We start from the raw sequence: 18,322 nt of genomic DNA on the forward strand, positions 1-18,322 counted from the left end.
ATGAGCATGCGTATTGCCATGACGGGCGCGACGGGGTTCGTCGGCGCTGAAACGCTGAATCAGGCTTTGGCGGCGGGACATCATGTCACCGCCATCACCCGCCGCGCGCAACCGCCCCGCGCGCATCTGAAATGGGTGCCGGGGTCGCTGGAGGACCGGGCGGCGCTCAATACGCTGGTGCGCGACGCCGATGTGGTGATCCATATCGCGGGCGTGGTGAATGCGCCGGATCGCGAGGGGTTCGAGATCGGCAATGCGCGCGGCACCATGGCGGTGGTCGACGCCATGCGCCAGCGCGGCGTGCGGCGGCTGATCCATGTGTCGTCGCTGTCCGCGCGGGAACCGGAGCTGTCGGACTATGGCTGGTCGAAGGAACTGGCCGAGCGGCATGTGAAGGCCAGCGGCCTCGACTGGACCATCGTGCGCCCGCCCGCAATCTACGGGCCGGGCGACCGGGAAATGCTGGAACTGTTCCGCATGGCCAGGCGCGGGATCATGCTGATGCCGCCGGGCGGGCGCCTGTCGGTGATCGAGGTGAGCGATCTGGCGCGGCTGTTCCTGACGCTGGGGCAAGAGAAGGACATGAAAAGCCTGACCCATGTCTATGAGGTGGATGACGGCACGCCCGGCGGCTGGGACCATCTGGACTTCGCACAAGCAATCGGGCGCGCCGTCGGGCGGCCAGTGCGGACCTTCGCCACGCCGAGCTGGGCCTTGGGATTGGGCGCGCGGCTGGACCGGATGGTGCGCGGCAGGAATGCCAAGCTGACACTCGATCGGGTGAGCTATTTCTGCCATCCCGACTGGGTGGTGGCAAAGCGCAGGCAGCCGCCGAAAAAGCTGTGGGTGCCGAAGGTCACGACCGAGGATGGGTTGAAGGCGACGGTCGAGGCCTATCGCGCGAAGGGATGGTTATGACCGGCGGCTGTGGGTGGATAGCGGTCGTTCCGATAACGGGAAGGTATAGCGCGATAACGGTCATTTCGCAGCAGCGGGCGCCAACATAATCTTGCGATCCCATTGGAAAAGGCGTCCATCGATCCAGGCCTGAGGATTGAGGTCGAGCAGCCGATATTCGGAATAGGATGTGCCGTCATCAGCCTCGCTGTCGGCCGAGATCAGCAAGCCTTGCCATGGCCCAGCCTCGTTGAGAACGCAGCTATTGGAAAAGAAAAACGCGAAAGAGGTGTCGAAGCAGGTGCGTCGAAAAGGGGTATTCTCCAGCCGGTCGTCTGTCCGCCTGCTGACGGTGTTAGGCCCTTTTCGCAGCAATTGGCGATCTATCGCGACGAAGTGAGCCGGAATCGGATATAGTTCACCCTCAGCAATAGTATCTGTCGAAATCACCGGCTCAGCGCCGTTGTCGATTTTGATGAAGCGCGCCATGCCGTTGAACAGTGACATATGGACGATCTTTGTCTCTACCATTGCCGTAACATCACACCGAGCGGATCGCTCGACCCGCCAAGTGCGGCTTAGATAAAGGCCCTGATCGCCGGACCTATAGAACCAGAACTCGGTGTGTGTCCGCCCCGGAAGATAGTCGGGCAGGTGTCGCGGATCGGGAAGTGTGACAGGCTCACGGCATTCTGCGCTTGTAGGCAGAGACACCCTTGCGTCGCGAACGTTTAGGCTGTCGTCGGCGAAGTAACCATGCACAGCAAGGCCCTTAATCGGGTCGGGGCGCTTGTAATCCGCCTGATAGCTGTAGTCCTCATCACTTTCCATCCGCCAAATTGGCGAGAGCGACAGGGGAGCGGCACTTTTCGCCGACAGGGCGTCATTGGGAAAGGCAAGAAATGCACAAAGTGCGCATGTGAGCTGTTTAATCCAGCTTGGCAGGGCAGACTGAAGGCTCATGTCTTGAAACTATTTCCCCGTCTGATGTGACGCAATCTATCACTGATTGACGGTCACGTGGTTCCGTCAATGTCCACTTATGAGAACAGCCGAAGGCTCTGTAAACGACAAGAAATGGTCGTTTTTTGCCATTCCCCTCCCCGCTTCTTTCTCGCGAACACAAGCAGGCCAGTCCCCTAATCCAGCCTGTCCTGAACTTGCCGAAGGGGCCGGGCAAACCCTCGCAGCGACATCAGACGCTGTTCACCAAACAAATTGCTGTCCTACAAGCCATGCTGGCGACTATGGACGATCCCGCTCTTTGAACCGTGAACCCGCTTGTAGGAAAAAAGCCAGAAAATGGCACTTTTCCATGCCTCTATCGTGTCACCTTTGTCACCCAAAATCCCGTCATGGGGATGGGGCGGGCTAAGGTTATTCAGAAGCCGCAGCTTTATGCGCCCGGCGCTCCGCCACGAACTCGCTGATCGCCTGGCCGCTGGCATTGAGCAGCGGATAGGTTCGCGCGTCGGCAAGCCAGTCCGGGCGGCGGGCACCGCTGCCATAGACGGTGTCGTAGACCATGCTGAAGGCCAGAAACACCAGCGTCGCGCCGATCAGGCCCTTTACCGCGCCGAAGCCGGCGCCCAGCACCCGGTCGACCGGGCCAAGGACGGACTGGCGAGTGCGGCGGCCGATCGCATGAGCGAGCAGCTTGCCCGCGCCGAAGGTGACGCCAAACACCAGCGCCAGGCCAAGGACCGCCGCGCCGCTGGTGCTGCCGACGAACCCTTCGAGCAGATCGGTGGCCGAGCTGTGGAACAGACGAATGGCGAAGATGCCCAGGACCCAGGCGATCAGCGACAGGGTTTCCTGCACGAAACCGCGCAGCAGGCCAAAGACAGCGCAACCGCCGATCAGGAGCAGGACGAGAATATCGATCGCGTTCATTGCGTTGCTGGCTATCCGCGGCCGAGCATCTGGTCAACAAGTTGCGCAAGCGCGCGATAGCCGCTGACCGAAATGCCCTTTACTCCATCAGCGACCGCGGCGGGCACGAAAGCCCGGTTGAAGCCCAGCTTGGCTGCTTCGCGCAAACGCAGCGGACTATGGGCCACCGGGCGGATTTCGCCGGACAGCGCGATCTCCCCAAACAACACGACATCGGCGGGAACCGGCCGTTCGGACAATGCCGACATGAGCGCGGCGGCCACCGCGAGATCGGCGGCCGGGTCCGACAGGCGATAACCGCCCGCTACGTTCAGATAGACTTCGCAGGTCGAGAAGCTGAGTCCGCAGCGCGCCTCCAGCACGGCGAGGATCATGGCGAGCCGCCCGCTGTCCCACCCCACCACGGCGCGGCGAGGGGTCGCCCCGCTGGACAGACGCACGACCAGCGCCTGGATTTCGACCAGCACCGGGCGCGTGCCCTCCAGCGCGGGGAAGACGGTCGCACCCGTCACGCTTTCATCGCGATGCGTCAGGAACAGGGCGGAAGGATTGCTCACCTCCTCCAGCCCCTCCGCGACCATCGCGAAGACACCAATCTCGTCCGTGCCGCCAAAGCGGTTCTTGATGGCGCGCAGGATGCGATATTGATGGCTGCGCTCGCCCTCGAAGCTGAGCACCGTGTCGACCATATGCTCCAGCACGCGCGGCCCGGCGATGCTGCCGTCCTTCGTCACATGACCCACCAGAATGAGCGCGGTGCCGCGTTGCTTGGCGAAGCGGATCAATTCCTGACTGGAGGCCCGCACCTGGCTGACGGTGCCCGGCGCGCCTTCGATCAGATCGCTATGCATGGTCTGGATCGAATCGATGATGAGCAGCGCGGGCGGCTCCCCTTCCCCCAAAGTGGTCAATATGTCACGGACGGACGTGGCGCTGGCGAGTTGCACCGGAGCATTGCCCAACCCCAGGCGCTGGGCGCGCAGGCGAACCTGATCGGATGCCTCCTCCCCGCTGACATAGGCGACGCTGTGGCCCGCCGAAGCGATGCGGGCCGCGGCCTGAAGCAGCAGCGTGGACTTGCCGATACCAGGGTCCCCGCCGATGAGCGTGGCAGAGCCGGAAACGATGCCGCCCCCCAGCGCCCTGTCGAATTCGGCAATCCCCGTGGTGGTGCGCGGCGGCAGCTCAACCTTGTCATCCAGGCCCACCAGCGTCAGCGCGCGCCCTCCGCTATGCAGATCGTGGCGGGCCGAGAAAATTGTTCCGGCAGCTTCCTCGACGATGCTGTTCCATTCGCCGCAATCATCGCATTGCCCCTGCCATCGGCTGGAGAGGGTGCCGCATTGCTGACAGACGAATTTGCGCTTTGCCTTTGCCATGGCCGACGCATATCAGAACATATGCGGAACACAAATCCTCTTTGCATCTTCCCATGGAAACCGCGCGCGGCGTGGCGCATTGTTTCGGTATGAAGACCATTCGCGTCGCCAGCTACAATATACGCAAGGCTATCGGGACCGATCGCCGCAGGGTGCCGGAACGGGTGATCGACGTACTGAACGAACTCGATGCCGATATCATCGCATTGCAGGAAGCGGACCGGCGCTTCGGCGTGCGGACCGCGGCGATCCCGCCCTGGCTGCTGGAAAGCATCAGCCCCTACAGGCCGGTGCCGCTCAACGTGCATGTCGATTCCATGGGTTGGCACGGCAATGCGATATTGGTGCGCAAGGAAGCGGAGATCGGCGCACACGACGTGTTGCACCTGCCCTGCCTGGAACCGCGCGGCGCGACCATGGCGGAGGTGAAGCTGGGCCAGGCTTCGCTGCGAATCTTTGGCATGCATCTCGACCTGTCGGGCCTGTGGCGGCGCAAGCAGGCGGCGGCGGTGATCCATGCGGCGGGCCTGCGCGACAGCATGCCGACCGTGTTGATGGGCGACCTCAATGAATGGAGCGCGGAACGGGGGTGCCTCGCCGATTTCGCGCGACATTACAGCTTCGCGCCGTGCGGGCGGTCCTTTCACGCGCGACGGCCGGTGGCCCGGCTGGACCGGATCATGCATTGCGGGGCATTGAAGCTGGTCGACAGCGGCGTCCATGAAAGCGCGGCGGCGCGGCGGGCATCGGACCATCTACCGATCTGGGCGGAGTTCAAACCGGGGTGAGTTTCGCTCGACAAGTCCTTCGCCCTCTGCGATTTTCAACGCCATGAAAGAGCGGGAACTCAGGCTCGCACTGGTCTGCTATGGCGGGATCAGCCTTGCCGTCTACATGCACGGCATCACCAAGGAAATCTGGAGACTGGCACGGGCGAGCCGCGCTTTTCATGACGGCGCGCCTTCGGGCAACAGCAGCGAGGCGGTTTATCGCCAGTTGCTGGAGGATCTGGAAAAGCAATGCGGCGTCAAATTGCGGGTGATGCCGGACATCATCGCGGGCGCCAGCGCAGGCGGGATAAACGGCATCTTCCTGGCTCAGGCGATCGAGACGGGCCAGTCGCTCGATCCGCTGACCGACATGTGGCTGGACAATGCCGATGTCGAAAAGCTGCTCGATCCCGACGCCCGGCCCGCGCGGCGGATCACCAAATTCTGGGCAACGCCGCTCGTCTGGATGGCGGCGCGGCATCCCGGCGACACGGTCGAGCGAACCGTCGCCCCCGACACGCGGGAGGAGGTGCGGCACAAGCTGTCGCACTTCATCCGTTCCCGCTGGTTCGAGCCGCCCTTTGGCGGGGAAATCTTCACCGCCATGATCCTGGACGCTTTCGATGCCATGGAGGCGACGGGGCGCGGCCCCGCGCTGCTGCCCGCCGGCCATCCGCTGGACCTGTTCGTCACCGTCACCGATTTCGAAGGCCATCCGCAAAGCCTCAACCTCAACAGTCCGCCACAGGTGGTGGAAACGGAACATCGGCTTTCCATCGGTTTTCGCGCCCGTGGTCCCCATGGTCCGGGCAGCGAACGCAGCTTCGCCGACCCGGCCGAGCTGGTCTTCGCGGCGCGCGCCACCGCCAGCTTCCCCGGCGCCTTCCCGCCCTTCACCGTGCGCGAACTGGACCGGGTGCTGAAGCGCCGCCACCGGGCCTGGCCGACGCGCGATGGTTTCCTGGCGCGCGCCTTGCCCCGTCACGCCGCGCAGGGCCGAGCGGAAGACGCCATATTGATCGACGGATCGGTCCTCGCCAACGCGCCCTTCGCGCAGGCGATCGGCGCGCTCAAGAACCGCCCCTCGCGGCGGGAGGTCGACCGGCGCTTCGTCTATATCGACCCCAAGCCCGGCCATCGCTCGATCCAGCTCAATCGCCAGGGCGAAGCCGAAGAGCCGCCCGCGAGCGAGGATGCGCAACTGCCCGGCTTCTTCCGCACCATCTTCGGCGCGCTCAGCGACATTCCGCGCGAACAGCCGATCCGCGACAATCTGGACGCGATCGACCGGCACAGCGCCCGCATCCGGCGCATGGTGCGCATATTGAACGCGCTGCGCCCCGGGATCGAAGCGGAGGTGGAGGGCGCGATCGGCGGCATGCTGTTCCTGGACCGGCCCACCCCTGCCCGGCTTTCGGCCTGGCGCAGCAAAGCGCAGCAGCGGGCAGCCAGTTCCGCGGGGTTCGCCTTCCCGGCCTATGGACATCTCAAACTGTCCGGCATTGTCGAGGATCTCGCCGCCCTGCTGTTTCGGCTCAGCGGCGAGGAAAGCCCCCTGATGCGCGAAAGCTATCGCCAGTCCCTGTGGAGCCATGTGCGGACGATCGGCGCGGACCGGTTGACCGAGGATGTGGGACGGGATTCCGCGCCAGTCGGTTTCTTCCGGCAACATGACCTTGCCTTCCGCATCCGCCGCTTGCGCTTCCTGGCGCGGCGCCTGGCCGAGACGCTGGAGGTGGAGGCAACCGCTGGCGAAGCCGTCATCCAGAAGATGCACGATGCCATCTATGCCGCCATGTCGCATTATACCGAGTGCGAGGGCATCGACTTCTATAATGGCGAGATCCGGACGGCGGCGCGGGAAGTACCCAATGATCCCGGCGCCGCGCTGGAGGCCGTGGCGCAGCTGCGAAGCCTGCGCGAGCGGGACGAAGCGGCGGACATGATGCTGGCCGACGCGCTGGCCGCGCTGCCCAAGGCGGAACGCCGGACGATGCTGCTCGCCTATCTCGGCTTTCCCTTTTACGACATCGCCACCCTGCCGCTGCTGCAAGGCCACGGGATGGAAGAATATGATCCGGTCAAGGTCGACCGAATCTCGCCTGAAGATTGCAGCGCGATCCGGCCCGGCGGGGCGGAAGCGACATTGAAAGGCATCGAGTTCAACAATTTCGGCGCCTTTTTCAGCCGCGCCTATCGGGAGAACGACTATCTCTGGGGTCGGCTCCACGGGGTGGAGCGGCTGCTGGATATCGTGATTTCAGCATTGCCCGTGGCAAGCCGTCTTCCGCCGGAAGCGGTGCATCACTATAGGCGAACCGCTTTCCTGGCGATCCTGGACGAGGAGGAAAAGCGGCTGGACCATGTCGCGGATCTGATCGCCAGCTTGAGAGAGGAGATCGGGTGAACGCAGGCAAGACGCTGTTTCCGATGACGCTGGCGCTGATTGCCGGTTGTTCTCCGGCCGCCGACAGACAGGCGAGCAAAGGGGAACGGTCCGGCGATGCGAAAATCATCGCCCGTCCCGCCGCGGCGACAGAAGCAGCGCCGCGCCGCGAAGGGGCGGCGCGGGAGCACCCGCCAGTTCCCCTCGTCCTTCCCGCCCTTGGCGACACCCAGCGGGGACGGAATGGAAAAGAGGATGCCGGGCCAGCGACCGCCGCCACACCGGCAATGGCCGTCCCATTGCAGCCACCGTCCATGAAGCCGTTCGCCGCCGATATCCCGCCCCGGGCCTCTGTCCCGGACCTGCCGCCATCGGACGACGCAGCCGATCCCCGCCCCTTTCCGGACGAGGTGACGCGCTACATGGTCGATCGCGACGGTTGCGATCATTTCCGCAGCGAGGAAGCCTATGACGCGGAACGCCTGGCCTTCCTGGAGGAAAACATCGCGGAGCTTTGCACCGGTGCGGATGCCCGGCTGGCGATGCTGCGCCAGCGCTATGCCCATGATCCGGCGGTCATGTCCGCACTCGGCAGCTATGACGACCGGATCGAGGGAAATGCGTCACAATAAAGCGTCGATCTGCCTGGCGAGATCGATGTCCCGGCGCGACAGGCCACCGGCATCATGGGTGGTCAGCGTGATGTCGACCCGGTTGTAGACGTTCGACCATTCGGGATGGTGATCCGCCTTTTCGGCAAGCAGCGCCACCTGCGTCATGAAGCCGAATGCAGCCGTGAAATCCCTGAAGGTGAACAGACGCCGGATGCCTTCGGGCGTCTGAACGGGCGTCCATTCGGGCAGGGTCCTGAGGGCCAGCACCCGCTCCTCCTCATCCAGTTTCGCGATCATCTTGTCTCCCCTGTCGTTTTCGCGGCCACATATATGGCGGCATTAACCCATTTTCCGATGCGTCGACGGTTTGCAGACGATTCGGAACATGCTTTATGTCTCTCCCATGGACGATGCCGGTCAACCACCCCGTTTTGCGCCAACGCGCGAGGATATCGAAAAGCTGGCGCTGGCGGCTCTGTCCCGCCTGCCCGAACCGTTCCGGTCGCACCTCTCCAACGTCGTGCTGTTCGTCGAGGAATTTGCCGATCCCCAGATACTCAAGGAGATGGAGATCAACGATCCCTTCGGCCTGACCGGCCTTTATTCCGGGCGGCCGGTGGGGGAGCCGGCGCAGACCGGCGACGCGCCGCCGACCGTGCATCTGTTCCGTCGACCGCTGCTGGACGAATGGGTGGAAACCGGGGTGCCGCTGGACATGCTGATCACCCATGTGGTGGTGCATGAGATCGGCCATCATTTCGGCCTGTCCGATCTCGACATGCATGTGCTGGAGGACATGGTCACTCTATGAGCCGTGTGGGATTGCACCTGTCGGGCGTCGCCTGCGTGCGCGGCGGGCGGCTGCTGTTCCGTGGCGTCGACCTCGCCATGGAGCCGGGTGGCAGCGCCCTGCTGAAAGGCCCGAACGGCATCGGCAAATCCAGCCTCATGCGGGTTTGCGCGGGCCTGCTGCGGGCGTCCGCGGGCACGGTCGAGCGCCATGGCGGCGTTGCGCTGAGCGACGAGCGGCTGGCGCTCGACATGGAACAGCCGCTGATCGCAGCTCTCGGCTTCTGGGCGCGGCTGGATGGGTCGGCTCCGGACGCGCTGGACGGCGCGATGGCGGCCATGGCGCTGGAGCCGCTCCGCCAGGTGCCCGTGCGGATGCTGTCGACAGGACAACGCAAGCGGGCGGCACTGGCACGGGTGATCGCCGGCGGGGCGCCGATCTGGCTGCTCGATGAGCCGGGCAACGGGCTGGACGATGCGGCGCTGGAACTGCTGGGCGCGGCGGTGGCGGATCATCTGGGGCGGGGCGGGATCGTCGTGACGGCTTCCCACCAGCCGCTGCCGCTGGTGACGCCGGTGGTGCTGACGATGGCTGACTTCGTCGCGGACGACGGGCATTGAAAATCCTGCTGACATTGATCGCGCGGGACTTGCGGCAGGCATGGCAGTCGGCCGGACTGTGGTTGCCCGTCGCATTCCTGCTGCTGGTCGCCAGCCTCTATCCCTTCGCGGTGGGCCCCGATGCGGCATTGCTGCGGCGGAGCGGCGGCGGCATGTTGTGGATCGCCGCCCTGCTCGCCAGCCTTTTGCCGGTCGACCGGCTGGTGGCCCCGGATCGGGATGCGGGCGTGCTCGATCAGATCGCCCTGCGCGGGATCGGGGAGGAAATGGTGGTGCTGGCGCGGCTGATCGCCCATTGGCTCGGCTTCGGGCCGGCGCTGATGATCGCCACCCTGCCGGCTGCCGCCCTGCTGAAGCTGGAGGGGGCAACCATCGGCCTGCTGGAACTGGGCCTGTTGATCGGCACGCCCGCGCTGGCGGCTTTGGGATTGCTGGTTGCGACGCTGACGGCGGGTTTGCGATCGAGCGGGGCCCTGTCGGGATTGCTCGCCCTGCCGCTGGCCGTGCCGCTGCTGATCTTCGGCGCGGGGACATTGGGGGACGCAAGCGGAGCGGCGCTCAAATTCCTGGGCGCGGCGTCGCTGCTGCTGGTGGCAATCACGCCTTTTGCCGGAGGCGCGGCGATCCGCGCCGGGCGAGAATAGTTTTACAACTCGACAGCCTGCGTCGCTTGGGTCAAAGGCGCGGGCATGATCGCCACCCTTGCCTCGCTCCTCTTCATCCTCATCTGGTCGACAGGCTTCATCGTCGCGCGGGCCATGGTGCCCCATGCCGCGCCAGAACTGATCCTTGCCCTGCGACTGACGCTGACGACGCTGTTGCTGTCCGGAGCAGCGCTGCATGCGCGGCAGGCCCTGCCGCGCGGGCGGCGGCTGGCACTGCATCTGACGGCGGGCGCGATGCTGCACGGGCTGTATCTGACGCTCAGCTGGTGGGCGGTGCACGATGGCATGCCCGCGGGGATCATGGCCCTTCTGGGATCGCTCCAGCCGCTGATGGTGGCGGTGGCCAGCGTCGCTTTCCTGGGCGATCGCTTGCCCGGACGCGCCTGGGGCGGACTGGCGATCGCCATAGCGGGCGTCGGCTGCGTCCTGTTTCCCGCGATCGAACGAACCGGCGCGGGAGCCATCACGATCTGGCCCGCTCTGGCGGGGATGCTCGCGGTGTTGGGGATGACCGGCGGCACGCTGATCCAGCGAGGAACGATCGCGGGAGACGGAATCGCGATTTCGGGCGCCGCGCAGAATGCGGGCGGAGCGCTGGTGGCGGTGGCCGCGGCATGGCTGATCGGGGATTATCGCTGGGACGGCGCGCCGGTCCTGTGGCTGGGCCTTGGCTGGTCGGTGCTGGGATTGTCGGCGGGCGGGCTGTCGCTGCTGGTCTGGCTGGTGCGGCATCAGGGCCCCACACGCATGTCCATGCTGCTGCTGCTGGTGCCGCCGCTCGCCGCGATCGAGGCGTGGCTGCTGTTCGGCGAAAGGCTGGGGCCGGTCCAGCTCATCGGCTTTGCGCTGGCGCTGGGAGGCGTGATGCTGGGCCGCTCGACACGGCCCGCGCGGAAAGAGGAACTTGCCGAGCCGGCCTGACGTCAGCCCTGATTTTCGCGCAACCGCTCGTGGTGACGGATCACCTCGTCGATGATGAAGCGCAGGAATTTTTCGGTGAAATCGGGATCGAGATTCGCATCGGTCGCGAGTTGGCGCAAACGCCCGATCTGGCTCTCCTCCCGGCCCGGATCGGCGGGCGGCAGATCATGCGTTGCCTTATACTCGCCCACGGCCTGGGTGATCTTGAACCGTTCGGCCAGCATGAAGACAAGCGCCGCGTCGATATTGTCGATGCTCTCGCGATAGCGCTTCAGGGTGTCGTCCACTGTGGTCCTCCGATCAATTGGCGGGCTTTTTGCCGCTTCCGCGCCATCAGGCAAGCTATTCCCGCTTGCCTTTAGCTTTTTGCGCCGTCACATGGCGCTTGTCATGACAGCATCCGCCACCGGCAATGTCCATCCCATCGGCCGCGCCAGCAGCGCGCCTTCGCTCGCCCCCATGATGGCGCTGGTCGCCGATGGCATGAATCAAGTGAATGCCGTCATCCTGGACCGGATGCAGTCGCGCATTCCGCTGATTCCCGAACTGGCCGGCCATCTGATCGCGGGCGGCGGCAAACGGATGCGGCCGATGCTGACGCTCGCCTGCGCCGATCTGGTCGGCTATGCCGGATCGCGCCATTACAAGCTGGCCGCCGCGGTCGAATTCATCCACACCGCCACCCTGCTGCATGACGATGTGGTCGACGGGTCGGGGCTGCGCCGGGGCCGCAAGACCGCCAATATCATCTGGGGCAACAGCGCCAGCGTGCTGGTGGGCGATTTCCTCTTCTCCCGCTCCTTCGAGCTGATGGTCGAGGCGGAATCCCTGAAGGTGCTGAAGATTCTCTCCAACGCATCCGCCGTGATCGCGGAGGGGGAGGTCAACCAGCTCACCGCCCAGCGCAAGATCGATACCAGCGAAGAGCAATATCTCGACATCATCGGCGCGAAGACTGCCGCCCTGTTCGCCGCCGCCTGCCGGATATCCGCCGTGGTCGCGGACCGCGACGAAGCGGAGGAGCAGGCGCTCGACGTCTATGGCCGCAATCTTGGCATCGCCTTCCAGCTGATCGACGACGCCATCGACTATGAGTCGGACGGCGCGACCATGGGCAAGGATGCGGGCGACGATTTCCGCGACGGCAAAGTGACCCTGCCGGTCATCCTGGCCTATGCGCGGGGATCGGACGAGGAACGCGCCTTCTGGAAGGCAGCGATCGCCGGGAACCGGGTGAGCGACGAAGACCTGGCCCACGCGACCGGCCTGTTGCGCAGGACCGGCGCGATTGCCGACACCCTCGCCCGCGCCCGCCATTATGGCCAGCGGGCGATCGACGCGCTCGGCATGTTCGACAATGGCAAGGCCAAGGCGGCGCTGACCGAGGCCGTCGAGTTCGCCATTGCGCGGGCCTATTGAGGGTTTTGGGCTGCCCAGTCGTTGAGCGGTTTGCCTGCGCCTCCTGATCCCATATGTTCCTGCGCAGGCAGGAACAGCTTATATTATTACTCATGTAACAACCCATGATCCCCTCCCCTGAAACCATCGCCTTCCTGATGGCCGCCGCGCTGATGGCGGGGTGCATCGACGCGATGGCGGGCGGCGGCGGGTTGATCGCCCTTCCCGCCCTGCTGGCCGCCGGCATCCCGCCCGTCCCGGCGGTCGCGACCAACAAGCTGCAATCCTCGCTCGGCACCTTCGGCGCCTGCATCGCCTATGCGCGGGCGGGGCATATGGACCTCAAGGCCTATCGCTGGCCGCTCATCGCCGCCTTTATCGGCTCGGCGGGCGGGGCCTGGCTGTTGCAACGGGTCGATCCCTCGATCCTCGCCGGACTGATGCCGGCGCTGCTGATCGCGCTGGCCGCCTATTTCACCTTCTCGCCCAATATCAGCGAGATGGACCGGCACCAGCGGGTCGGGGTGGTGGCGCTCAGCCTGCCGGTCGGCGCGATCGGCTTTTATGACGGCTTTTTCGGGCCGGGCGCGGGCGCCTTCTACACCACCATCTTCATCGCTCTGGGAGGCCTTGGCCTGGTGCGAGCGACGGCGCAGACCAAGGCGGCCAATTTCGCCAGCAACCTTGCCGGACTGCTCACCATGATCGCGGGCGGCCATGTGATCTGGATCGTCGGCCTTGCCATGGCGGTCGGCAGCATCACCGGCGGGCAGATCGGATCGCGCCTCGCCATGCGCTTCGGCAGCCGCCTGATCCGTCCGCTGCTGATCGTCATGTCGCTGGCGCTGACCGCCAGGATGCTGCTGGACCCCAACAACCCGATCCACGCGCTGCTGTTCGGCTGAACCATTGCGTTCACGCGCGAATGGCGCGAGAGGGGGACGGCAATGAACGCCCCGCCGATCCCCCTGCCCATCCACGCCGTGCTGCCCGAATTGCTCGCTGCCTTGCGCGAAGGGAGCAATGCCGTGCTGGTGGCCCCGCCGGGCGCAGGCAAGACGACCGCCGTGGCCCCAGCCCTGCTGAACGAGCCATGGTGCACGGGCCAGGTGCTGCTGCTCTCCCCCCGGCGGCTGGCAGCACGGGCGGCGGCGGAGCGGATAGCAGAACTGATGGGCGAGGATGTCGGCGGCACGGTCGGCTATGCGACGCGCATGGATGCGAAGGCGTCCAAAGCCACAAGGCTGCTGGTTCTGACCGAGGGCATTTTCGTCCGGCGGATTCAGGACGACCCGGAGCTTTCGGGCGTGTCCGCCGTCCTCTTCGACGAAGTGCATGAGCGCAGCCTGGACAGCGATTTCGGGCTGGCGCTGGCGCTCGATGCGCAAGGCGGGCTGCGGCCGGACCTGCGCATCGTCGCCATGTCGGCCACTCTGGACGGGGCGCGTTTCGCCGCATTGCTCGATGGCGCTCCCGTGGTGGAGAGCGAGGGCCGCATCCAGCCGCTGGAGCTGCGCCCCGTCGGGCGCGCGGCGGAAAAGCGGATCGAGGATGAGATGGCGGCGACCATCCGCCGGGCGCTGAGCGAGGAAGCAGAGGGCGATTTGCTGGCCTTCCTGCCCGGCGTGGCGGAAATCGAACGGACGGCGGAGCGACTGGAGGGTGCCGGGGTAGAAATCCACAAGCTGCACGGATCGCTCGACCCGGCGGCGCAACGGGCGGCTATTCGGCCTTCGCGGGAGGGATGGCGGAAGGTCATTCTCGCCACCTCCATAGCGGAAACCAGCCTGACCATCGACGGCGTGCGGATCGTGGTCGACAGCGGGCTGGCGAGGCGCCCCCGCTACGACCGGGCGGCGGGCGTGACGCGGCTGGTGACGGAGCGGGCGAGCCAGGCCGCGGCGACCCAGCGCGCTGGCCGCGCGGCGCGACAGCGGCCGGGCGTCGCCTATCGGCTGTGGGAAGCGGCGGCAACGGCGGGCATGCCGCCCTTCGATCCGCCCGAGATTCTGGAGAGCGATCTTTCCAGCCTGATCCTGGACTGCGCGCTCTGGGGGGTGAACGACCCGGCGGAGCTGCGCTGGCTGGACGCGCCGCCCGCCGCTGCGGTGGCCGAGGCGCGCAAAAGACTGACGGTGCTGGAGGCGCTGGACGGGGACGGACGGATCACCGCGCATGGCAAGGCGCTGGCGAAGCTGCCGCTGGAGCCGCGCATCGGCCATATGCTGGTGCGGGCGGGCGAGATGGGGCTGGCGGAGATCGCGGCGGAGGTCGCCGTGCTGCTGGGCGAGCGCGGGATTGGCGGGCAGGATGCCGACCTGTCCCAGCGGCGGATGCGCTGGCGGCGGGAAAGCGGGAAGCGGGCCGATGCGGCGCGGGCCATGGCAAAACGGTGGGCGAAGCTGGTAAAGGGGGGCTCTCCCGAAATTGCGGCCGACCATGCCACGGGGATTTGCCTTGCCCTCGGCTTTCCCGATCGCCTGTCCAAGCGCCGCTCTGCCGATGGCGCGGACTGGGCCAGCGTCGGCAGGCGCGGCTTTCGGCTCGATCCGCTCAGCCCGCTCGCGCGGGAGGAATGGCTGGCAGTCGGAGAGGTCCAGGGCAGCGCCGCCGGCGCCCGCATCCTTTCCGCCGCGCCGATCAGCGAGGCAGAGGTCATCGCCCTGTTCGGCGCCCGCATCGCGGAGCATCGCACCGTCCGCTTCCGGCCGGCCAATGGCGGGATCGAGGCGCTGCGGGAACGGCGGCTGGGCGCGCTCAGATTGTCTTCCGGCTCCGACGACCGGCCTGATCCGGAGGCGGTGGTCGCGGCTCTCATCGAAGGCGTGCGGCACGGCGGGCTGGACCTGCTCCCCTGGTCCGACGCAGCTCTATCACTCAGGATGCGCGCCGCATTTGCCGGCGTGGAAGCGCTGTCCGACACGGCGCTGATCGGAACATTGGACCAATGGCTGCCGCCGCTGCTCACCGGCAAGCGGCGGCTGTCGGACATTGATCGCTCGCAGCTCTCCGGCGTGCTCGAAGGGCTGATCGGCTGGGACGGCAAGAGCCAGATCGACCGGCTCGCCCCGCCCGAATTCCGCTCGCCCGCCGGCAGCGGCCATGAAATCGACTATGCCGCAGAAGGCGGTCCTCGCGTCGAGTTGCGGGTGCAGGCCTTGTTCGGCCTCAGCGAGCATCCGGTGGTCGGCAGCGGGCGCATCCCGCTGGTCCTCTCGCTCACCTCACCCGCGGGCCGCCCGATCCAGACGACGCGCGACCTGCCCGGCTTCTGGGCGGGCAGCTGGAGCGCGGTGGCGAAGGAAATGCGCGGGCGCTATCCCAGGCATCCCTGGCCCGACGATCCAACCGCCGCCAGCGCCACCTTGCGCACGAAACGCGCCGATGCCCGCGGCAAACCCTGACTTGGCCTTGACTTCCGCGCGCCCGCTGGTGCAACGCAACGCCACATTCCATCAGGAGTCTCTATCGCGATGAGCGCGCGCATCTATCAGATCCAGAAGAACGCCCTGCAATCCGGCAAGGCGCTGACCCGTAAATGGGTGCTGGAATATGCGCCCGCCGAAGCGAAGAAGCCCGATCCGCTGACCGGCTGGGCCGGCTCTGGCGATATGAAGCAGCAGATCACGCTCACCTTCTCGTCCGAGGAAGCGGCGCGCGCCTATGCGGAGCGCGAAGGCATCGCCTATAGCGTGATCGCAACGGCGCCCAGGACGCTGAAACTTCAGGCCTATGCGGATAATTTCCGTTAATACGGGCCTGACGCCAGCTCCACGACCAGCGCGACGAAGCTCGCCACCACGCCGGTCAGGAAAATGCGGTAGGCATAGCCCAGATAGCGATATTTGCGCCGCTGGAGGATTTGCCCATTCTGATACATGTCGCGCAACATGGCGCGGCACAGCGCCTCGTCGTCCGCGACCAGCGCCATCATCCGGTCGCTGAACTCCGCCTCGCCAAGGCTGGTGAAGATGCCGAAGAACAACAGATTGTCGCTCTCCGCCACCGCCCCCACCGGCCGCCCGACACTCGGCAGCACCGCCAATATCGCGCAGGTCGCGGCCAGGAACACCCCCGCCGCCAGCACCGCCACCGACCACACCAGCGCCCCCGACCGCAGCTGCGCAACCGACAGGGTGAAGATCACCATCGAAGCGCCGATCAGCATGTTCGCCTTCTGATCGGCCATCTGGCTCAATTGCATATTGGTCTGCACCGCCGTGCGCAGCAGGTGAATCGCATTGGGCACCGGTGCATTATTCGCCTCGGCCATCATCCCTTCCCCTTTTTCGCGACACTCATGCCCGATTGCCGCCTTATTCCCTTGCCAAAGAGCGGCGCTTGAAGGAAAAGCCGCCCTTTCACGGAAAGCACCACGGATAATGACGGATCGCCAGCAGATTTTCGACAGCGTTTTGAACCAGATCGTTCCTTTCAACAAAAAGGGCGTGGAACTGAGCGAGGCCACCACCTTCGCTGGCGATCTGGAGTGGGACAGCCTGACTGTGATGGATTTCGTCGCGGCGATCGAGGACGAATTCGACATCATCATCACCATGAACATGCAGGCCGAGATCGAAACGATCGGCCAGCTGGTGGACGCCGTGGCCAAGCTCAAGGGCTGAGCCGCCTGAGTCATTTTCCGGTGCGGGCAAGGATGCCCGTGCATTACCATGAAGTCCGGGCCCGTCCCGGATGAACGGCTATTGGGACGCAATCATGACGACCGAAACCCGCGATCTTTTCTCCAAATTCGATCCGCTGATCGCCGAGCGCGAGGCGTTGCTGGCGACCGGCGTGCGCGATCCCTTCGCGATCGTGATGGATGAGGTGAAGTCCCCCACCCAGGCCGTGATCAAGGGCAAGGACACGATCCTGCTCGGCACCTATAACTATATGGGCATGACTTTCGACCCGGATGTGGTCGCGGCAGGCAAGAAGGCGCTGGACGAATTCGGCGCGGGCACCACCGGCAGCCGCGTGCTGAACGGCACCTATCAGGGGCATAAGGAAGTCGAGGAAGCGCTGAAGGACTTCTACGGCACCACCGGCGCGATGGTCTTTTCGACCGGCTATCAGGCCAATCTGGGCATGATCTCGACGCTGGCGGGCAAGGGTGATTATGTCATCCTCGACGCCGACAGCCATGCGTCCATCTATGACGGCTGCTTCCTGGGCGACGCGGAAATCGTGCGCTTCCGCCACAACAGCGTCGAGGATCTGGATAAACGCCTAGGAAGATTGCCCGCCGACGCGCTGAAGCTGGTGGTGCTGGAGGGCGTCTATTCGATGCTGGGCGACGTCGCGCCCCTGCCCGCCATGGTCGCGGCGGTGCGTAAGCATCCCAACTGCATGATTCTGGTGGACGAAGCCCATGGCATGGGCTTTTTCGGACCCAATGGCCGCGGCGTCTATGAGGAGCAGGGCGTCGAAAAGGACGTCGATTTCGTTGTCGGCACCTTCTCCAAATCGGTCGGCACGGTGGGCGGTTTCTGCGTCTCCAACCATCCCAAGTTCGAGGTGCTTCGCCTCGTCTGCCGTCCCTATGTCTTCACCGCCTCGCTGCCGCCCAGCGTCGTCGCCACCGCCGCGACCTCCATCCGCAAGCTGATGCATGCCGGGGAGAAGCGCGCCCATTTGTGGAAGAACAGCCAGCGGCTGCACAAGGGCCTCACCGACCTCGGCTTCAGGCTGGGCACGGAAACGCCACAGTCGGCGATCATCGCCGTCATCCTGACCGACCAGACACAGGCCGTCGCCATGTGGCAGGCCCTGCTGGAACTGGGCCTCTACGTCAACATGGCCCGCCCCCCGGCCACTCCGGCAGGCACTTTCCTGCTGCGCTGCTCACTCTGCGCGGAACATAGCGATGAACAAGTGGGGCAGATCATCGCCATGTTCGAAGCGGCGGGCAAGGCAACCGGCGCGATCGGCTGACCGTGGCCCCGCCTCGGCGCTACGACCGGGCGGGCATTTAACGCGACGGCCT

The 18,322-nt window shown here is 65.5% G+C and carries 20 protein-coding genes; 14 read left to right on the forward strand and 6 right to left on the reverse strand.

Annotated elements, in window-relative coordinates; all coding sequences use genetic code 11:
* The gene (locus RUH75_RS01940; protein ID WP_313801640.1) at positions 1 to 918 is read left to right on the forward strand and encodes an NAD(P)-dependent oxidoreductase; all 918 of its coding nucleotides are present in this window, start codon (positions 1 to 3) and stop codon (positions 916 to 918) included.
* A 60-nt stretch (positions 919 to 978) separates the two neighbouring features.
* Here RUH75_RS01940 and RUH75_RS01945 read toward each other — a convergent pair whose 3' ends face one another.
* The 3 genes from RUH75_RS01945 to radA all read right to left on the reverse strand — a co-directional run bounded on the left by RUH75_RS01945 (position 979) and on the right by radA (position 4,169).
* Positions 979 to 1,860, reverse strand: coding sequence for a hypothetical protein (locus tag RUH75_RS01945; protein WP_313801642.1), 882 nt, complete (start codon positions 1,858 to 1,860; stop codon positions 979 to 981).
* A gap of 414 nt (positions 1,861 to 2,274) precedes the next feature.
* Positions 2,275 to 2,790, reverse strand: coding sequence for a CvpA family protein (locus RUH75_RS01950; protein WP_313801644.1), 516 nt, complete (start codon positions 2,788 to 2,790; stop codon positions 2,275 to 2,277).
* Positions 2,791 to 2,801: 11 nt separating this feature from the next.
* Entirely contained in the window at positions 2,802 to 4,169 is a 1,368-nt protein-coding gene (radA, locus tag RUH75_RS01955) for a DNA repair protein RadA (RefSeq protein ID WP_313801646.1), read from the reverse strand.
* A gap of 53 nt (positions 4,170 to 4,222) precedes the next feature.
* On the opposite strand from radA, the gene RUH75_RS01960 reads away from it, so the two are divergent.
* The 3 genes from RUH75_RS01960 to RUH75_RS01970 are packed head-to-tail and all read left to right on the forward strand — an operon-like array spanning position 4,223 to position 7,957.
* On the forward strand, positions 4,223 to 4,957 hold the full coding sequence (locus tag RUH75_RS01960; protein ID WP_313801648.1) for an endonuclease/exonuclease/phosphatase family protein: 735 nt from the start codon (positions 4,223 to 4,225) through the stop codon (positions 4,955 to 4,957).
* Between the two features lie 43 nt (positions 4,958 to 5,000).
* Complete coding sequence (locus RUH75_RS01965; RefSeq protein WP_313801650.1) at positions 5,001 to 7,346, forward strand: patatin-like protein; 2,346 nt, start codon at positions 5,001 to 5,003, stop codon at positions 7,344 to 7,346.
* Entirely contained in the window at positions 7,343 to 7,957 is a 615-nt protein-coding gene (locus tag RUH75_RS01970; protein ID WP_313801652.1) for a hypothetical protein, read from the forward strand. Before RUH75_RS01965 ends, RUH75_RS01970 begins: the two co-directional genes overlap by 4 nt.
* On the opposite strand, the gene RUH75_RS01975 is transcribed toward RUH75_RS01970, so the two are convergent.
* Positions 7,949 to 8,236, reverse strand: coding sequence for a 4a-hydroxytetrahydrobiopterin dehydratase (locus RUH75_RS01975; protein ID WP_313801654.1), 288 nt, complete (start codon positions 8,234 to 8,236; stop codon positions 7,949 to 7,951). The two genes, RUH75_RS01970 and RUH75_RS01975, sit on opposite strands and share 9 nt — an antisense overlap.
* Before the next feature lie 88 nt (positions 8,237 to 8,324).
* On the opposite strand from RUH75_RS01975, the gene RUH75_RS01980 reads away from it, so the two are divergent.
* Genes RUH75_RS01980 through RUH75_RS01995 form a run of 4 tightly spaced genes read left to right on the forward strand, consistent with a single transcriptional unit; the run spans position 8,325 to position 10,935 of the window.
* Positions 8,325 to 8,750 (forward strand): metallopeptidase family protein, encoded by a 426-nt coding sequence (locus tag RUH75_RS01980; RefSeq protein ID WP_313801656.1) that lies wholly within the window; start codon positions 8,325 to 8,327, stop codon positions 8,748 to 8,750.
* On the forward strand, positions 8,747 to 9,349 hold the full coding sequence (ccmA, locus tag RUH75_RS01985) for a heme ABC exporter ATP-binding protein CcmA (RefSeq protein ID WP_313801658.1): 603 nt from the start codon (positions 8,747 to 8,749) through the stop codon (positions 9,347 to 9,349). Before RUH75_RS01980 ends, ccmA begins: the two co-directional genes overlap by 4 nt.
* Entirely contained in the window at positions 9,346 to 9,993 is a 648-nt protein-coding gene (locus RUH75_RS01990; RefSeq protein WP_313801660.1) for a heme exporter protein CcmB, read from the forward strand. The genes ccmA and RUH75_RS01990 overlap by 4 nt, the downstream gene beginning before the upstream one ends.
* A gap of 45 nt (positions 9,994 to 10,038) precedes the next feature.
* On the forward strand, positions 10,039 to 10,935 hold the full coding sequence (locus RUH75_RS01995; protein ID WP_313801662.1) for a DMT family transporter: 897 nt from the start codon (positions 10,039 to 10,041) through the stop codon (positions 10,933 to 10,935).
* A 2-nt stretch (positions 10,936 to 10,937) separates the two neighbouring features.
* Here RUH75_RS01995 and RUH75_RS02000 read toward each other — a convergent pair whose 3' ends face one another.
* The gene (locus RUH75_RS02000) at positions 10,938 to 11,222 is read right to left on the reverse strand and encodes a chorismate mutase (protein WP_313801664.1); all 285 of its coding nucleotides are present in this window, start codon (positions 11,220 to 11,222) and stop codon (positions 10,938 to 10,940) included.
* A gap of 103 nt (positions 11,223 to 11,325) precedes the next feature.
* On the opposite strand from RUH75_RS02000, the gene RUH75_RS02005 reads away from it, so the two are divergent.
* The 4 genes from RUH75_RS02005 (at position 11,326) to RUH75_RS02020 (ending at position 16,085) form a co-directional block, all read left to right on the forward strand.
* A complete protein-coding gene (locus tag RUH75_RS02005; RefSeq protein WP_313801666.1) occupies positions 11,326 to 12,354 on the forward strand; it encodes a polyprenyl synthetase family protein in 1,029 nt (342 codons plus the stop codon).
* Positions 12,355 to 12,458: 104 nt separating this feature from the next.
* A complete protein-coding gene (locus RUH75_RS02010) occupies positions 12,459 to 13,238 on the forward strand; it encodes a TSUP family transporter (RefSeq protein WP_313801668.1) in 780 nt (259 codons plus the stop codon).
* A gap of 42 nt (positions 13,239 to 13,280) precedes the next feature.
* Entirely contained in the window at positions 13,281 to 15,737 is a 2,457-nt protein-coding gene (gene hrpB, locus RUH75_RS02015) for an ATP-dependent helicase HrpB (RefSeq protein WP_313801670.1), read from the forward strand.
* A gap of 69 nt (positions 15,738 to 15,806) precedes the next feature.
* The gene (locus RUH75_RS02020) at positions 15,807 to 16,085 is read left to right on the forward strand and encodes an ETC complex I subunit (protein WP_313801672.1); all 279 of its coding nucleotides are present in this window, start codon (positions 15,807 to 15,809) and stop codon (positions 16,083 to 16,085) included.
* Here the strand turns inward: RUH75_RS02020 and RUH75_RS02025 are convergent.
* Positions 16,082 to 16,606, reverse strand: a complete 525-nt coding sequence (locus tag RUH75_RS02025; RefSeq protein WP_313801674.1) for a Pycsar system effector family protein — start codon at positions 16,604 to 16,606, stop codon at positions 16,082 to 16,084. The two genes, RUH75_RS02020 and RUH75_RS02025, sit on opposite strands and share 4 nt — an antisense overlap.
* A 109-nt stretch (positions 16,607 to 16,715) precedes the next feature.
* Between RUH75_RS02025 and RUH75_RS02030 the strand changes: the two genes are divergently transcribed.
* On the forward strand, positions 16,716 to 16,958 hold the full coding sequence (locus RUH75_RS02030) for an acyl carrier protein (RefSeq protein WP_313801676.1): 243 nt from the start codon (positions 16,716 to 16,718) through the stop codon (positions 16,956 to 16,958).
* Between the two features lie 94 nt (positions 16,959 to 17,052).
* A complete protein-coding gene (spt, locus tag RUH75_RS02035; RefSeq protein ID WP_313801678.1) occupies positions 17,053 to 18,270 on the forward strand; it encodes a serine palmitoyltransferase in 1,218 nt (405 codons plus the stop codon).
* Positions 18,271 to 18,322 lie beyond the last annotated feature (52 nt).

The sequence above is a fragment of the Sphingobium sp. genome (assembly GCF_032153725.1).
In the GTDB taxonomy this organism is placed as follows: Bacteria; Pseudomonadota; Alphaproteobacteria; order Sphingomonadales; family Sphingomonadaceae; genus Sphingobium.

Excerpts from the sequence above, each read along its gene's own strand:
- RUH75_RS02020 (WP_313801672.1), top strand. The coding sequence starts at position 15,807 with ATGAGCGCGCGCATCTATCAGATCCAGAAGAACGCCCTGCAATCCGGC.
- RUH75_RS02025 (WP_313801674.1), bottom strand. The coding sequence starts at position 16,606 with ATGGCCGAGGCGAATAATGCACCGGTGCCCAATGCGATTCACCTGCTG.
- spt (WP_313801678.1), top strand. The coding sequence starts at position 17,053 with ATGACGACCGAAACCCGCGATCTTTTCTCCAAATTCGATCCGCTGATC.
- hrpB (WP_313801670.1), top strand. The coding sequence starts at position 13,281 with ATGAACGCCCCGCCGATCCCCCTGCCCATCCACGCCGTGCTGCCCGAA.
- RUH75_RS02010 (WP_313801668.1), top strand. The coding sequence starts at position 12,459 with ATGATCCCCTCCCCTGAAACCATCGCCTTCCTGATGGCCGCCGCGCTG.
- RUH75_RS02005 (WP_313801666.1), top strand. The coding sequence starts at position 11,326 with ATGACAGCATCCGCCACCGGCAATGTCCATCCCATCGGCCGCGCCAGC.
- radA (WP_313801646.1), bottom strand. The coding sequence starts at position 4,169 with ATGGCAAAGGCAAAGCGCAAATTCGTCTGTCAGCAATGCGGCACCCTC.
- RUH75_RS02030 (WP_313801676.1), top strand. The coding sequence starts at position 16,716 with ATGACGGATCGCCAGCAGATTTTCGACAGCGTTTTGAACCAGATCGTT.
- RUH75_RS01960 (WP_313801648.1), top strand. The coding sequence starts at position 4,223 with ATGGAAACCGCGCGCGGCGTGGCGCATTGTTTCGGTATGAAGACCATT.
- RUH75_RS01950 (WP_313801644.1), bottom strand. The coding sequence starts at position 2,790 with ATGAACGCGATCGATATTCTCGTCCTGCTCCTGATCGGCGGTTGCGCT.
- RUH75_RS01965 (WP_313801650.1), top strand. The coding sequence starts at position 5,001 with ATGAAAGAGCGGGAACTCAGGCTCGCACTGGTCTGCTATGGCGGGATC.
- RUH75_RS01980 (WP_313801656.1), top strand. The coding sequence starts at position 8,325 with ATGCTTTATGTCTCTCCCATGGACGATGCCGGTCAACCACCCCGTTTT.
- RUH75_RS01940 (WP_313801640.1), top strand. The coding sequence starts at position 1 with ATGAGCATGCGTATTGCCATGACGGGCGCGACGGGGTTCGTCGGCGCT.
- RUH75_RS01975 (WP_313801654.1), bottom strand. The coding sequence starts at position 8,236 with ATGATCGCGAAACTGGATGAGGAGGAGCGGGTGCTGGCCCTCAGGACC.
- ccmA (WP_313801658.1), top strand. The coding sequence starts at position 8,747 with ATGAGCCGTGTGGGATTGCACCTGTCGGGCGTCGCCTGCGTGCGCGGC.
- RUH75_RS01945 (WP_313801642.1), bottom strand. The coding sequence starts at position 1,860 with ATGAGCCTTCAGTCTGCCCTGCCAAGCTGGATTAAACAGCTCACATGC.
- RUH75_RS01995 (WP_313801662.1), top strand. The coding sequence starts at position 10,039 with ATGATCGCCACCCTTGCCTCGCTCCTCTTCATCCTCATCTGGTCGACA.